This is a genomic window from Nonomuraea sp. NPDC059007 (assembly GCF_042740555.1).
Taxonomy (GTDB): Bacteria; Actinomycetota; Actinomycetes; order Streptosporangiales; family Streptosporangiaceae; genus Nonomuraea.
The window spans coordinates 62,056-76,772 of record NZ_JBHYJD010000030.1; the positions used below are offsets into that span (position 1 = coordinate 62,056).

The 14,717-nt window shown below is 69.7% G+C and carries 14 protein-coding genes and 1 pseudogene; 11 read left to right on the forward strand and 4 right to left on the reverse strand.

The annotated features are described in order from the left end of the window. Nucleotides 1-13 precede the first annotated feature (13 nt). Nucleotides 14-181: a hypothetical protein gene (locus ACFWY5_RS37665; RefSeq protein WP_379610733.1), complete on the forward strand. Its 168-nt coding sequence runs from the start codon at nt 14-16 to the stop codon at nt 179-181. Further along, complete coding sequence (locus tag ACFWY5_RS37670; RefSeq protein WP_379610734.1) at nt 182-463, forward strand: GNAT family N-acetyltransferase; 282 nt, start codon at nt 182-184, stop codon at nt 461-463. On the opposite strand, the gene ACFWY5_RS37675 is transcribed toward ACFWY5_RS37670, so the two are convergent. Next, nucleotides 449-1,603: a hypothetical protein gene (locus ACFWY5_RS37675; RefSeq protein ID WP_379610735.1), complete on the reverse strand. Its 1,155-nt coding sequence runs from the start codon at nt 1,601-1,603 to the stop codon at nt 449-451. The genes ACFWY5_RS37670 and ACFWY5_RS37675 overlap by 15 nt on opposite strands. Before the next feature lie 92 nt (nt 1,604-1,695). Between ACFWY5_RS37675 and ACFWY5_RS37680 the strand changes: the two are divergent. Both ACFWY5_RS37680 and nadE read left to right on the forward strand, forming a co-directional pair. Then, a pseudogene (locus ACFWY5_RS37680) lies at nt 1,696-3,667 on the forward strand (thioredoxin domain-containing protein). A gap of 9 nt (nt 3,668-3,676) precedes the next feature. Further along, nucleotides 3,677-4,525, forward strand: coding sequence for an ammonia-dependent NAD(+) synthetase (nadE, locus tag ACFWY5_RS37685; RefSeq protein ID WP_379637613.1), 849 nt, complete (start codon nt 3,677-3,679; stop codon nt 4,523-4,525). On the opposite strand, the gene ACFWY5_RS37690 is transcribed toward nadE, so the two are convergent. Next, nucleotides 4,522-6,591: a transglycosylase domain-containing protein gene (locus tag ACFWY5_RS37690; RefSeq protein WP_379637656.1), complete on the reverse strand. Its 2,070-nt coding sequence runs from the start codon at nt 6,589-6,591 to the stop codon at nt 4,522-4,524. The two genes, nadE and ACFWY5_RS37690, sit on opposite strands and share 4 nt — an antisense overlap. Before the next feature lie 186 nt (nt 6,592-6,777). Further along, nucleotides 6,778-7,257 carry an Lrp/AsnC family transcriptional regulator gene (locus tag ACFWY5_RS37695; protein ID WP_379637615.1) on the reverse strand — a complete coding sequence of 160 codons (480 nt, stop codon included), beginning with the start codon at nt 7,255-7,257 and terminating at the stop codon, nt 6,778-6,780. Between the two features lie 67 nt (nt 7,258-7,324). Between ACFWY5_RS37695 and hppD the strand changes: the two genes are divergently transcribed. Genes hppD through ACFWY5_RS37710 form a run of 3 tightly spaced genes read left to right on the forward strand, consistent with a single transcriptional unit; the run spans nt 7,325 to nt 10,365 of the window. Continuing rightward, entirely contained in the window at nt 7,325-8,425 is a 1,101-nt protein-coding gene (gene hppD / locus ACFWY5_RS37700; protein ID WP_379637616.1) for a 4-hydroxyphenylpyruvate dioxygenase, read from the forward strand. Between the two features lie 34 nt (nt 8,426-8,459). Beyond that, nucleotides 8,460-8,894 (forward strand): RDD family protein, encoded by a 435-nt coding sequence (locus tag ACFWY5_RS37705; RefSeq protein WP_379610737.1) that lies wholly within the window; start codon nt 8,460-8,462, stop codon nt 8,892-8,894. Nucleotides 8,895-8,949: 55 nt separating this feature from the next. Then, nucleotides 8,950-10,365, forward strand: a complete 1,416-nt coding sequence (locus ACFWY5_RS37710) for a M1 family metallopeptidase (protein ID WP_379637617.1) — start codon at nt 8,950-8,952, stop codon at nt 10,363-10,365. On the opposite strand, the gene ACFWY5_RS37715 is transcribed toward ACFWY5_RS37710, so the two are convergent. Then, complete coding sequence (locus ACFWY5_RS37715; RefSeq protein WP_379637618.1) at nt 10,362-11,357, reverse strand: ROK family protein; 996 nt, start codon at nt 11,355-11,357, stop codon at nt 10,362-10,364. The two genes, ACFWY5_RS37710 and ACFWY5_RS37715, sit on opposite strands and share 4 nt — an antisense overlap. 135 nt (nt 11,358-11,492) lie before the next feature. Between ACFWY5_RS37715 and ACFWY5_RS37720 the strand changes: the two genes are divergently transcribed. From ACFWY5_RS37720 to ACFWY5_RS37735, 4 genes are read left to right on the forward strand one after another with little or no spacing between them, the layout of a single operon-like run. Further along, on the forward strand, nt 11,493-11,927 hold the full coding sequence (locus tag ACFWY5_RS37720; protein ID WP_379610740.1) for a PadR family transcriptional regulator: 435 nt from the start codon (nt 11,493-11,495) through the stop codon (nt 11,925-11,927). After that, complete coding sequence (locus tag ACFWY5_RS37725; protein ID WP_379637619.1) at nt 11,924-12,850, forward strand: hypothetical protein; 927 nt, start codon at nt 11,924-11,926, stop codon at nt 12,848-12,850. The genes ACFWY5_RS37720 and ACFWY5_RS37725 overlap by 4 nt, the downstream gene beginning before the upstream one ends. A gap of 33 nt (nt 12,851-12,883) precedes the next feature. Further along, the gene (locus ACFWY5_RS37730) at nt 12,884-13,816 is read left to right on the forward strand and encodes a hypothetical protein (RefSeq protein WP_379637620.1); all 933 of its coding nucleotides are present in this window, start codon (nt 12,884-12,886) and stop codon (nt 13,814-13,816) included. A 2-nt stretch (nt 13,817-13,818) separates the two neighbouring features. Beyond that, a complete protein-coding gene (locus ACFWY5_RS37735; protein WP_379637621.1) occupies nt 13,819-14,703 on the forward strand; it encodes a hypothetical protein in 885 nt (294 codons plus the stop codon). Nucleotides 14,704-14,717: the final 14 nt, after the last annotated feature.

Sequence of the window (14,717 nt, forward strand, 5' to 3'; positions counted from 1 at the left end):
GCAGACTGGAAGAGTGACAGTTCTGGCAGCTGGCGAAGTCAGCCCCGGCCTGCTCGGCTTCCTCGTCGTGGCGGCCATCGGCGCGGCCCTTTTCCTCTTGATCAGGTCCATGAACAAGCAGATGGGCAGGATCACGGTGCCGCGCGACGGCGACGTACCCGACGAGAAGAAAGCCGAGTAGATGCCGACCGAGATAGTCGACAACTCGACGGAGAGCCGCTTCGAGATCCTCGTGGACGGCAGGGTCGCCGGGTTCGCCGACTACAAGCTGCTGCCCACGAAGATCGTTTTCACCCACACCGAGGTGCTGCGGGAGTTCGAGGGCCAGGGCCTGGCGGGCCGGCTGGTCAGGCACGCGCTCGACGCCAGCCGCGACACCGGGCTGAAGGTCTCGCCGGTGTGCCCGTACGTGAAGACCTACATCGAGCGCCACCCCGAGTACCAGGACCTACTCAGCGGGTGACCAGGCGCGCTCCAGCGCCCTCGGCAGGCCCCACCAGCCGAGCGGCGTGAGCACGTCGTCCTGGTCCACGATGCCGAGGTAGCCCCACAGGAACACCACCGGCAGGAACAGTCCCTCGGTGGTGGCGAGCTCCTCCTCGTCGCCTTCCGCGCCTTCGACGTCGATGTCCTCCGACTCGGCGATGAGCCTGGCGATCCGCTCGGGCGAGGCCAGCACCCCGGGGCCCAGCCTGGCCAGGGCGGCCACGGCGGCCAGCCAGTCGGCGTGCTGGATCGCGCAGAGGTTGGCCAGCACCGTGTCCTCGTGGCCGAGTTCGGCGTCGAGGTCGGTGAACTCCTCCGGGTCCTCGACGTCGGCGAGGTCGGAGATCGGCCCGGCGATGCCGGCCGCGACCGCCGTCCACAGGTCCGCGTCGTCGTCGGGCAGCGGCCGGTCGTCCAGCCCCGCGCAGGCGCGCAGCACGTTGCCCGGATAGCCGGGCAGGCCGAGGATCTCCCGCAGGCGCTCGGCCGCCCGCTCCAGGTCGGCCTCGGGCAGCTCCGGCCGCTTGGGCAGCTGGGCCACGATCCGGCGCAGCTCCGACAGCGCGAACGCCTCCTCCTCGTCCCAGGCGGCGAACAACTCCTCGTCCTGCTCGTCGCTGACCGCGTGACCGGGCACCCGCCCGTCGGGCAGCGGCGAGTTGAGCCAGCGCTCCTGCAAATCCTCGTACGCGCGGCGCTCCTCCGGCTCCTCGCGGGCCAGCGCGTCAGGGTCGATCTCCCCCGCCGCGATCCGCTCCTCCAGGAAGGCGACCATCAGGTCGTACATCTCGGCCGCCACCGGGCCGCGCTCGTCCTCCTCCGGCCAGACGAAGTAGCCGGGGGTCAGCAGGATCGGCTCGCTGCCCGTGGCCTCCAGCCACCGCTGCACCTCACCGACGGTGGCCGCGCCCGACTCGATCGAGCTGAGCATCGCCTTGGCCGACTCCCAGAACGGCAGGGAGAGCGGGTTGGCCGCGCCCATGAGGGCGCGGCGCAGGTCGGGCATAGCCACAAGCGCCACCCCCGACGGTACGGCGAGCAGCGCGCGGGCCACGTCCCTGCGGGTGAGGGCGGCGGCGGGGCGGCCGGCATGCCTGCTGACGAAATCCAGATCCACGCTCCGTAACCTACGCCCCACGACGGCGGCGCGTCCCGGACCGCCCGGTTCGTCCCGGTGACCTAGTTGTTCGGTTCTGACAGGATGGTCACATGAACCGGCTGGGTAGTGAGACCTCTCCCTACCTCCTCCAGCACGCCGCCAATCCAGTCGACTGGTGGCCTTGGGGAGAGGAGGCGATGCAAGAAGCGAGACGGCGGGACGTACCCCTACTGATCAGTGTGGGTTACTCATCCTGCCATTGGTTACTCGCTTCTTGACCGCCACTGATGCCATGTGATGGCGCATGAGAGCTTCGAGGACGAAGCCACCGCCCAGTTGATGAACGAGCACTTCGTCTGCGTCAAGGTGGACCGCGAGGAACGGCCCGACGTCGACGCCGTGTACATGAGCGCCACCCAGGCCATGACCCACCAGGGCGGCTGGCCGATGACGGTGTTCGCCACGCCTGACGGCCACCCCTTCTACTGCGGCACCTACTTCCCCCGCGACACCTTCCGGCGGCTGCTGCTCGGCGTCCACCAGGCGTGGACGGGCGACCGCGAGCAGGTCCTGGCCCAGGGGTCGAAGGTGGTCCAGGCGCTCAACTCCCACACCTCGCTGCCCAACGGGCCGCTGCCTGAGGCGGCCACGCTGGAGCGGGCCGTACGGAATCTGCGGGCGGGCTTCGACGCCGAGCGGGGCGGGTTCGGTGACGCGCCCAAGTTCCCGCCGTCGATGGTGCTGGAGTTCCTGCTGCGCGCGGGCGAGCGCGAGATGTCGGCGCGCACGCTGGAGGCGATGGCCAGGGGCGGCATCTACGACCAGCTCGGCGGCGGCTTCGCCCGCTACAGCGTGGACGCGGGCTGGGTGGTGCCGCACTTCGAGAAGATGCTCTACGACAACGCCCTGCTGCTGCGCGTCTACACCCACTGGTGGCGGCTGTCACGCGAGCCGCTGGCCCGCAGGATCGCGCTGGAGACCGCCGAGTGGCTGCTGCGCGAGATGGGCACCGCCGAGGGCGGGTTCGCCTCCGCGCTCGACGCCGACAGCGAGGGCGAGGAGGGCAAGTTCTACGTCTGGACGCCCGCCGAGCTCACGGACGTGCTCGGCGCCGGCGACGGCGCGTGGGCGGCGGAGCTGTTCGAGGTCACCGGCACGTTCGAGCACGGCACGTCGGTGCTACAACTGCTGCGCGACCCGGACGACGTCGCGCGCTACGAGCGGGTCCGCGAACGCTTGCTCGCCGCCCGTGACCTGCGGGTACGGCCCGGCCGCGACGACAAGGTCGTGGCCGCCTGGAACGGCCTGGCCATCGCCGCGCTGGCCGAGACCGGCGTGGTGTTCGAGCGCGACGACCTGGTGGCGGCGGCGCGCGCGGCGGCCGTACTGCTGGAGAAGGTGCACGTCACCGGCGACCGGCTGACCCGCACCTCCCGCGACGGCCGGGCGGGCGCCAACTCCGGCGTGCTGGAGGACTACGCCGACGTGGCGGAGGGCCTGCTCACCCTCTACTCGGCGACGGGCGAGACCCGCTGGTTCACGCTGGCGGGGACGCTGCTGGAGACCGTGCTCAGCCGGTTCGCCGACGGCGAGGGCGGGTTCTACGACACCGCCGACGACTCCGAGCGGCTGTTCCAGCGTCCGCAGGACCCGACGGACAACGCGGTGCCCTCGGGGCAGTTCGCGGCGGCCGGGGCCCTGCTGTCGTACGCGGCGCTGACCGGCTCCAGGCGGCACCGCGAGGCGGCCTACGACGCGCTCGGCACCGTGTCCGTGCTCGCCTCAGGCCATGCAAGGTTCGCGGGCTGGGGCCTGGCGGTCGCCGCCGCGGCGCTGTCCGGGCCGGTGGAGGTGGCCGTGGTCGGCGATCCCGGCGATCCCGGCACGCGGGCGCTGCACCGGGAGGCCATGCTGTCCGGCTCGCCGGGGCTGGTGATCGCGCTGGGGCCGTCCGAGGAGGTGCCGCTGCTGGCGGGGCGCACGGGGATCGACGGCGGGGCCACGGCCTACGTCTGCCGCGACTTCGCCTGCCGGCTGCCCGTGACCACCCCGGCGGACCTGCGGGCCGAGCTGTCGGCCTAAAGTACCGGGATGGCTAACCTACGGGAGCAGATTCTCCGCGAACTCGGGGTGAAGGCGACCATCGTCCCCAAAGTCGAAATCCGGCAGCGGATCGACTTTCTCAAGGACTACCTGCGCTCGACCCCGGCCAAGGGCTACGTGCTCGGGGTCAGCGGCGGCCAGGACAGCACGCTGACCGGCCGGTTGTGCCAGCTCGCCGCCGAGGAACTGCGCGCAGACGGGCACGCGGCCACCTTCGTCGCGGCGCGGCTGCCCTACGGCGTGCAGGCCGACGAGCACGACGCGCAGATCGCCCTGGACTTCATCCGCCCGGACCGCTCGATCGCGGTGAACGTCAAGCCGGGCGCGGACGCGACCGCGGCGCAGACGGCGCTCGGCGTGCGGGAACTGCTGGGCGATGAGCCCGCGCTGCGCGACTTCGTGCGCGGCAACACCAAGGCGCGCGAGCGCATGGTGATCCAGTTCGCGATCGCCGGGCAGCTCGGCATGCTCGTCGTGGGCACCGACCACGCGGCGGAGGCCGTGACCGGCTTCTTCACCAAGTACGGCGACGGCGGCGCCGACCTCACCCCGCTGACCGGGCTGACCAAGCGCCAGGGCGCCGCGCTGCTCCAGGAGCTGGGCGCGCCGCCGAGCGTCTGGGAGAAGGTGCCGACCGCCGACCTGGAGGACGATCGGCCCGCGCTGCCCGACGAGGTGGCGCTCGGCCTGACCTACGCCCAGATCGACGACTACCTGGAAGGCGCCGAGGTACCGCCTGAGGTGGCGGCCAAGATCGAGTCGACCTATCTCGCCACCCGGCACAAGCGGGCCCTTCCCGTCACGCCGTTCGACGACTGGTGGCGGCCCGGCGCCTAGCCGTTGGGGCGGCCGTTGGCGGGGCGGCCGGCGTTGTCGCGGCCCTCTCCCGGTCCCGTGGTGGGGGCGCCGGTGCCGTCGCCGCCCGTGGGCGGGCCGGTCTCCGGGTCCTCCGGGAGGGTCGGGTCGTCGCTGGGCGTGTCCGAGGGCTCGGGTTCCGTGGGCTCGAACGTCGGGTCGGGCGTCTGGGTGACGTCGTCGTTGGGCCAGTCGTCCGGATCGCGGGCGTTGTCGTCGCGCATGCCGCGGTCGTCCTCGGGCTCGGAGTCGTACATGCCGTAGCCGAAGTCCGTGGGCTCGGGGAACTGCACGACGGGCTTGCCGGCCATCGCCTCGGTCATGAAGGCCCGCCAGATCTGGGCCGGGAGCTGGCCGCCGAACTGCACGCCGTACCCGGGGATCTGGACGGTCTTGTTGTCGTCGCGGAACATGTTCACCGCGGTCGCCATCTGGGCGGTGAAGCCGTTGAACCACACCGCGCCGGAGTCGTCGGTGGTGCCGGTCTTGCCGGCGACGGGGCGGTCGTAGAGGCGGGCGGCGGTGCCGGTGCCGTACTTGACGACCTGCTGCATCGCGTACGTGGCGTCGCCGGCGGCCTCCTTGCTGATGGCCTGGGCGGTGGCCGGCTTGATCGTCGTCTTCTTGCCGCGGGCGTCGGTGACCGACTTGATGACGTGCGCCTCGGCGTGTACGCCGCTGTTGGCGAAGGTGGAGAAGCCGGAGGCGTTCTGCACGGCGCTGAGCGAGGCCACGCCGAGCGGGAACGAGGCGGCGCCCTGGTGCTGCTTGAGCTGGGCGGCCGGGATGCCCATGGCCTCGGCGGTGGCGGCGACCTTGTCGAGGCCGACCTTCTGGCCGAGGTCGACGAAGGCGGTGTTGACCGAGCTCTGGGTGGCGCGGATCAGGTTGATGTGGCCATAAGAGCGCCCGCTGTCGTTGGGGATGGGGTGCGAGGGGTCGGAGGCCACGCGCATCGGTGAGTTGCCGTCGACCCGCGTCGAGAGGCCCATGCCGTCGTTGAGCGCGGCGGCGAGCGTGTACGGCTTGAAGGTCGAGCCCGCCTGCACCTGGGAGGAGAAGGCGTTGTCGTACTTGTACTGGGAGGCCTTGCCGCCGTAGAAGGCGATGACCTCACCGGTGGACGGTTCGACCGCGGCCAGGCCGACGCGGACCTTCTTCGGGGTGGCGGCCGGGACGACCTGCTTCACGGCGCGGGCGGCGGCGTCCATGAGCTTCTTGTCGAAGGTGGTCACGATCTTCAGGCCGCCGCCGTTGATGGCCTCGTCGGTGTAGCCGCGCCGGTTGAGCTCGGCGCGCACCTGGTCGACCATGTACTGGCTCTGGCCCTTGAACTCGAAGGGCTTCTTGGGCGCCTTGAGCGTGGGGAACTTCTCGGCCGCCGCCTGGTCGGGCGTGAGCGCGCCGATCTCGCGCATGCCGTTGATCACCGAGGTCCAGCGGGACTTGGCCGCGTCGAGGTCGCCGCCCTGGGGGTCGGCGAAGCGGCTGGGCTGCTGGATGACGGAGGCGAGGTAGGCGGCCTCGGAGACGGTGATCTTGCTGACGTCCTTGCCGAAGTAGGCCTGGGAGGCGGCCTGCACGCCGTTGGCGCCACGGCCGAAGTAGATCGTGTTGAGGTACTGCTCCAGCACCCATTCCTTCGACTTGGACTGGTCGACCTTCATCGCGATGAGGATCTCTTTGAACTTGCGGGTGACCGATCGCTCCTGGCTGAGCCCGCTGTAGTAGTTGCGGACGAGCTGCTGCGTGATCGTGGAGCCGCCCTGCAGCTGCTGGCCGGTGACGGTGGACCAGACGGAGCGCACGGTGCCCTTCACCGACACGCCGCTGTCGGTGTAGAAGGAGCGGTTCTCGATGGCGATGACCGCGTCGCGTACGTGCTTGGGCACGCTCGCGAGTGGAACGTTCTTACGGTCGACGCCCTGCCGGGCGATCTCGGTCTTGCCGTCGCGGTAGTAGATGACGGAGCCCTGTGCGGTGGCCTGCTTCTGCGTGCTGTCGGGAATGGGAGTCATCGCCCACGCGATGCCGAAGAGCCCGATCATCACGACGATTCCCACACCACTGGCGATTAGGAAATAGCGGAGAATCCGCCGCTTTCGCATGCCCTTCTCCCCATCACTCCGCACGCGCAACCCCCCGATCGCCCTCTGCTCCGCCCTCGCGACCTGGGCGAATGTCAAGGGTAAACGATCGATAACGGTGCCTCGACCCTGAACCCGATGGTACGTCTACCGCGCCACACGACGCGGGACATCCGCGACCAAGGGCAGCACACGGTATGGGACAGGTGTGTCGAGCGCGATTACGGAGGATGTTCTGAGCACCCCCTGGACTTCCACGATCTGGTCGATAACCCGCTGGAGGTCGGCATTCGTGCGCGCCACGACCCGGCAGATGAGATCGCTTCCGCCGGTGATCGTGTGAACTTCGAGCACCTCGGGAATGTGCGCGAGCCGGTCCGCCACGGGGTCGTGCCCGGCCACCTGGCGAATCTCCATTGTGACGAACGCCATGACGTCGTAACCGAGCGCGGCGGGCGAGACGTCAGGACCGAAGCCGGTGATCACCCCCCGGGCGATCATGCGATCGAGCCGAGCCTGGACGGTCCCGCGCGCCACGCCGAGCCGCCGCGAGCACTCCAGGACACCGAGCCGCGGCTCAGTGGCTAGCAGACTGAGCAGTTTGGCGTCCAGTTCGTCGATGGCCATGGACAGATTGTCCACCAAAACAAGTCACTGTTGCGCACTAAGCGCATCAAATTCAACAGTTAGCCCTATGAGCGACGTATTTCCGGTGAACGGCATGCACGCCGTGGTCTTCGCGGTGGGCAACGCCAAGCAGACCGCCCACTACTACTCGACCGCCTTCGGAATGCAGCTGGTGGCCTACCGGGGCCCGGAGACCGGCAGCAGGGACGAGGTGGCGTACGTGCTCAAGTCCGGCGGCGCCGTCTTCGAGTTCAGGGCCGCGGTACGGCCCGGCCACGACCTGGCCCGCCATGTGGCCGAACACGGCGACGGCGTGATCGACCTGGCCATCGAGGTGCCCGACGTCGAGGCGGGGTACGCCTATGCCGTCGCCCATGGGGCGCGGGGGCTGGCGGAGCCGTACACGATGGAGGACGAGCACGGGAAGGTGATCGTCGCCGCGATCGCCACCTACGGCGAGACCCGCCACACGTTGATCGACCGCTCCAACTACAACGGCCCCTACCTGCCCGGCTACGCCGCCCGCGAGCCGATGGTGGCGCCTCCGGCCAAGCGGTTCTTCCAGGCGATCGACCACTGCGTCGGCAACGTCGAGCTGGGCAAGATGGATGAGTGGGTGGAGTTCTACCGCAAGGTGATGGGCTTCACGAACATGGCGGAGTTCGTGGGCGACGACATCGCCACCGAGTACTCCGCGCTGATGTCCAAGGTCGTCGCCGACGGCACCAGGAAGGTCAAGTTCCCGCTGAACGAGCCCGCGATCAGCAGGAAGAAGTCGCAGATCGACGAGTACCTCGAGTTCTACGGGGGCCCCGGGGTCCAGCACATCGCGCTGGCCACCAACGACATCCTGGCCACGGTGGACAACATGCGCGCGGCGGGCGTGCAGTTCCTCGACACTCCCGACTCCTACTACGACGATCCCGAGCTGCGCTCGCGCATCGGCGAGGTCAGGGCGCCGATCGAGGAGCTGAAGAAGCGCAAGATCCTCGTGGACCGCGACGAGGACGGCTACCTGCTGCAGATCTTCACCAAGCCCGTGCAGGACCGGCCCACGGTCTTCTTCGAGCTCATCGAGCGCCACGGCTCGCTCGGCTTCGGAAAGGGCAACTTCAAGGCGCTGTTCGAGGCCATCGAGCGCGAGCAGGAACTCAGGGGCAACCTTTAGTTTGTCCTGACCCGGTGGTGGTGATCTTGCTTGCATGACACCACCACTGGCGGGGCGCTGGCGGCGACTGTTCTCGGGTCTCCTGGACGAGATCATCATCGCGATCGTCTCGATACCGTTCAGCTGGAACAGCTGGACGTACGTCTGGGACTCCAGCCGGGGCATCTGGGAGCGCATCCCGACGCAGCACGTCTTCCTGCAGTCGATCATCGCCTTCCTCTACTTCTGGCTGCTGCACTCCTACTGGAACGGCCAGACGGTCGGCAAGAAGGTCTTCGGCATGCGGGTCGTGCAGGAGAACGGCGGCAAGGCCACGGTCGGCCAGGTGGCCATCCGCGAGGCGGTCAGGACCGTGCTGAGCTGGCTGTGCTGCATCGGCGCCCTCCTGGACCTGGGCTGGATTCTCTTCGACAGTCGTAAGCAGGCATTGCACGACAAGGCGGGCAAGACGCTCGTCGTGGATGCCTGAACCAGGGTCTTACCTATCGTAGGCTTCTGGTCACGCTTCGAAGGGAGACGTGGCCATGGGGTCCACCCGGCGCATCGCGGTATCGCTCACCGCGCTTCTCGCCGTGCTCGCCTGCTCGCCGTCCAACGGCGCCGCCGCCCCGACGTCGGCCCGGCCGGTGGCAGGGGACGCGGGCGCGCCGGGGATCGGCGACGCCGATTTCCCGCTCGACGGCAACGGCGGCTACGACGTCGCCCACTACGACCTCCGCCTCGACTACGACCCCGGCAAGCTCCACCTCAACGGCGCGGCCGCCATCCAGGCCAGGGCCACGCAGCGGCTGAGCCGGTTCAACCTCGACCTGGCCGGGTTCGACATCGGCGGCGTGTCGGTCGACGCGCGCGAGGCGACGTACTCCCGCAGCGGCGACGAGCTGACCGTGATCCCGGAGCGGCCGCTGGACAAGGGCGCCAAGTTCACCGTGAAGATCACGTACTCGGGCAGCCCGAAGCCGATCAAGGACGCCACCAACCTCGGCACGTACGGCTGGATCGCCACCCCCGACGGCGCCTTCGTCGTCTGCGAGCCCAACGGCGCCAAGACCTGGTTCCCCGCCAACGACCACCCGGCCGACAAGGCCCGCTTCGACTTCGAGATCACCGTCCCGCAGGGGCTGACCGCGCTGGCCAACGGCGAGCTGACCGGCAAGCCGCAGACCTCGGGCGGCAAGACCACCTTCTCCTGGCGCGAGAAGCACCCGATGGTCACCTACCTGGCCACGGCGACGCTGGGCCGCTTCGAACTGCGCCAGGGCAAGACCGCCACCGGCATCGCGAACCTGGTCGCCGTCGACCCCGGGTTCCGTTCCTCGCTCGACCGGCTCTACACCGTCTCCGGCCAGGTCACCGACTACTGGAGCACGGTCTTCGGCCCCTACCCGTTCTCCTCGACGGGCGGCGTGGTGGACAACTTCCCCGCCGGTTACGCGCTGGAGAACCAGACCAAGCCCATGTACGGCGGCTTCGACCCCGACGAGGGCATCATCGCCCACGAGCTGGCCCACCAGTGGTTCGGCAACAGCCTGAGCGTCAAGCGCTGGCGCGACCTGTGGCTCAACGAGGGCTTCGCCACCTACGCCGAGTGGCTGTGGCAGGAGCACCGCGGCAAGTCCCGCGCCCAGGCGGTCTTCGACAACTACTACGCCCGCCCGGCCACCGACCCCATCTGGGCCTACCCGCCCGGCAGGGCCAAGCCGAAGGACCTGTTCAACGAGTCGGTCTACACGCGCGGCGCGATGACGCTGCACGCGCTGCGCACCGAGATCGGCGACCCCGCGTTCTTCCGCCTGATCAAGGACTGGGCCGCCGGACACCGCTACGGGCACGTGACCACCGCGCAGTTCGTCGCGCTGGCCGAGAAGGTGTCGGGCAAGCAGCTCGACAAGCTGTTCGACGCGTGGCTCTTCCAGCCCAGGCGGCCGGCGGGCGGCTAGTCCCGCCAGTAGAAGAAACGATCCAGCGCGAGCGCCGCCGCCCCGGCCACTCCGGCCTCGCGGCCGAGGCCGCAGTGGTCCAGGTGAACGGGCTCGCGTGTCCTGGCACGCAGGGCGGCGCGTATCCGGTCGAGCAGGTCATCGGGCGCGGCCGCGAACAGGCCGCCGAGCCGTACGTGCTCGGGGCGGAGCAGGGTGACGGCGGCGGCCAGGGCGGTGGCGAGCCAGGCGGCCACCTCCTCACGGAGCACGGCATCGGCCGCCACGGCCGCCATCAGGCCCTCCCGCCCTCCTCCGCCGCCGGGCAGGCGGGCGGACAGGGCGGGTCCGGAGATCACGGCGGCCAGGCAGCCGGTGCCGCCGCAGACGCAGGGCGGGCCGTCGTCCGTCACGCGGAGGTGGCCCAGGTCCGCCGGGCGAAAAGGGCGGCCGTCGAGCACCGCCCCCGCGCTCACGCCGCCGTCCACGTGCACGTAGACCAGGTCACGGGCGCGGCAGCCGTACCTCGCCTCGGCCAGGGCCATGGCGCAGGCGTCGTGGCCGGTCACGACGCCCGGCCCGAGCGGGACCCCGAGCCGGTCGGCCACGCACCGGTCGGGCGCGGCCACGCCGGCGCCCAGCACCCGCGCGGGGTCCACCCCCGACGCGGCGACCAGCGCGCGGATCGCCTCGGTCAACGGCCCGCAAGCAGGTACGGCGCCGCCCGCGGCCCGGCCCAGCAGGTCGCGCAGCCCCAGCCGCACCCCGTCCGCCCCGGCGTGCACCCCGACCACCCAGAACGCCTCCGGCTGCAGCGCCACGTCGGTGGCGGGACGCCCGACCCGGGGCGCGCCCGGCGGCCCTTCCGCCAGGCAGCCGTCCGCGATGAGCTGGCCGACGACCTTGGTCATCGTGGTGGCCGACAACCCGGTCCTGCGGGCGAGCTCCGCCCTCGGCATCGGTCCGGCGTCACGGAGGAGACGCAGCACGAGGCCGCGGGCTGTATTGGTCATGGTGAGAACGAAACTAATCTCCCCATCACCGGACACAAGACCCAAAAGGCACTAGCTGTCCGTGGGCGGCCGCCCCTCGCCGCGAAGCGTTACAAGCGTTGCAGACACTCCGTTGAACGGAATACGGTCTTCCCCATGCCCCGAGGAACCTCTGAAGTCAGTGAGCCGATGTTCTTCGTGCTCACCGCGTTGCTCAACGGACCGCTCCACGGACACGCGATCAGCAAGCTGATCCAGGAGCTGTCCAACGGCCGGGTACGCCCGTCGGTCGGCACGCTCTACGGCATCCTTGAGCGCCTGCACGAGCGCGGCGTGATCGCCGTCGATCGGGAGGAGACGGTCAACGGCCGCAACCGCCGCTACTTCCGCATCACCGACGACGGCCAGGCGCTCGTCGAGGCCGAGGCCAGGCGGATGCAGGAGGCGGCGGCGCTGGTCCTGCGGCTGTCACCGGGCCAGGCACAAGCCTGGGGCCTGGGCGCCGCCCGGAGCCTGGGCGCCGTCTGGGGTCTGAGCGGGGGGCGGGGGGCGCGGGCCGGGGTGTCCTTGCTGGGGATCGCGCGCGGATGACGGCCACGCTGGAAAGTCCGGTCACGAGCGTGCTCGAACGCCGCTACCGCAAGCTGCTGCTGGCCTACCCGCGCCCCTACCGGCAGGCGCACGGCGACGAGCTGCTCGACGTGCTGATGGAGTCGACGGACGCCGATCGGACCGTCCCGCCGCCCAGGGAGGCGGCGGGGCTGGTGGCCGGTGGCATCCGTACGCGCGTCATCCACCTGGCGGGTGGCAGCGTCTGGCGGGACGGGCTGCACCTGGGCGTCACCGCCGTGGCCGTCGCCAATCTGGCGGCGCTGGTGCCGTACGCCGGATCGATCCCGTTGTGGACGGCACTGTCGGCCCTGTCGGTGCTGGCCGTCCTGCGGGGGTGGCTCTGGGCCGCGATCCCGCTCACCGTGGCCGTCGGCGTCAAGGCGGTGGCCGTCGCGGGCGGCCGGCAGGTGGCGGAGCTGACCCAGGTGCCGGTCTATCCGGGGCTGCTCACCGACCGGCCGCTGTTCGTCGACAGCGATCCGGGGGTCGTGACCGCCGCCTACGGGCTGGTGGTACTCGGCCTGCTGGCGCTGGCGCCGCGCGGGGGCGCCCCGCGCGTGCGTTCCTGGTGGTGGTGGGCGGCGATCCCGTTCCTGGCATGGGACGGCCCCGCCTGGATGCTCGAGGAGCACAATCTGCCGATCAGCCTGAGCCGGATGGGGCTGGAGCTGGCCCTGATGGTCGTCGCGGCCGCGGCCGGCTACCTGACCCGTGACCTGCGCTGGGCGCTCGGCTGCGCGTTCTACCTGGCGGTCACCGTCGCCGGGGTGAGCCTGCTGATGCTCCCCGAGTACGGCGTGATCCCCTCCGCACAGCACCTGGCGTACTGGGCCCTGCTGGGACTGCTGACGGCGGCCGCCGCCCTCCTGCCCCTCCGGCAGCGGAGGCATGCCCTGGATTGACGATACTCCGTTGAACGGACTATGGTCTCCGGCATGCCCAAGAGATCAGCTCTTGCCGCGACCGCCGGGAACGGGGGAAAGCGCGCCATGATGTGCCGCGTCACGTTCGCCGCGGCACTCGTGCTCGTCGCCGGGTGCGCGGCCGAGCCCGTCCCGACCGCCACCCCCAAGGCCGCGAGCAGCACCAAAGCATCCGACAACGCGCACCGGATCCAGTCGATCGTCGGCGACTGCATGAAGAAGAAGGGCTTCAGGTACGTCCCCTGGGTGCCGCCGGTCAAGACGTCCAAGAGCGTGAACGACCGGGCCTATCTCGGTGACTACGCGGCGATGAAGCAGGAGCGGGAGAAGAGGGGCTTCACGGTCTTCTACCGCTACGCGCATCCCGACCAGAAGGAAGAGGTGCTGTGGTCGGCGGAGGACAGCCCGAACAGCGCCATCATCCAGGACCTGTCACCCGCCCAGCTCGCGGCGTACGAGAAGCAGCGGACGGCGTGCAAGTCCCGGGCGATCAAGGAGGTCACCGGCAAGGTCGTCAAGGATGAGAACGACCTGTACGCCCAGGAGGACGCGACGGTCGAGAAGGTCCTGGACCGCGAGCTCAACGGCGACCCGAAGCTGGTCGAGCTGGCCGCGCAGATGGGCGCCTGCCTCAAGGGCAAGGGCTACTCCGTGGCCGACACCCGGCCGTCCACGCTCCACACGTGGGGCTGGCGGATGTTCGAGGACAAGGTCAAGGCGCTGGCCAAGAACGACGACAAGCCGGAGGACGAGGAGATGGCCAAGCACGGGCAGTACACGATGCCCGTGATCTCCGTCGCCGACGGCAAGCGCTACTTCAGCCAGGAGGTCAGGGTCGCGCTGGACGACCTGGCGTGCGGCAAGGACTTCTACGCCGCCTACTCACCCAGGAACGCGGAGATCCAGCAGCGCGTGGCACTCGAATTCGGCGGCGGGGACTACTGACCATGATCAAGAAGGTGAGCCTGGCCGTGGGCGCGCTGGCCGTACTGACCGGCTGCGGGAGCGTCCAGGCGGGCGGTGAGCCGAAAGCGGGGGCTTCGGCTACCCCCACTACGGCGACCGCGGACAAGAAACTCCAGATGGAGTCGATGCTGGCCGACTGCATGAAGCAGAAGGGCTTCAAATACGTCGCCTACGTACCGCCGGAGGAGAAGAAGACCGCCGCCGAGATCAAGCGCGACAACGGCGATTACCAAGAAATGCGGAAATATCGCGAAAAATACGGCTTCGGGGTTTTCGCCGAGTACATCTACCCGGGCGAGGTCGGCATCAGCAAGGAAGAGGCCAAAGTCGACAAGGACCCCAACACGAAGATCACCGGCGACCTCTCCGCGCCTCAGTACACGTCCTACAAAAAGGCGCGCGACACCTGCTTCGCCCTCGCGGCCAAGGAGGTCCTCGGCAAGAGGATCACAGAGAGGACAGACATCTTCGCGCAGTTCAGCCAGGCGAAGAAGCTCATCGTCGCCCGAGAGGTGGACGGCGACCAACGGCTGGTCGAGCTCGCCTCGGCGATGACCGACTGCCTGCGTGGCAAGGGCTACACCGTCGCCGAGACCGCCCCGCGCGACATCTCCATGGCCGTCCAGGACTCGATCCACGACATGGCGACCCGGATCGGCGCGAAGCAGCGGGGCGTCGAGTTCGACCCCGACTCGGGGGAGATCATCATGCCGGAACTCACCGCCGCCCAGGCCAAGCCCTATTTCCAGAAGGAGATCAAGGCCGCGCTCGACGACCTGGAGTGCGGCAAGGACTTCTACCCCGCCTACAACCCCAAGGACCTGAAGATCAACAACACGCTCCTCGCCGAGTATGCGATGAACTAAGGGGAACCTTGACC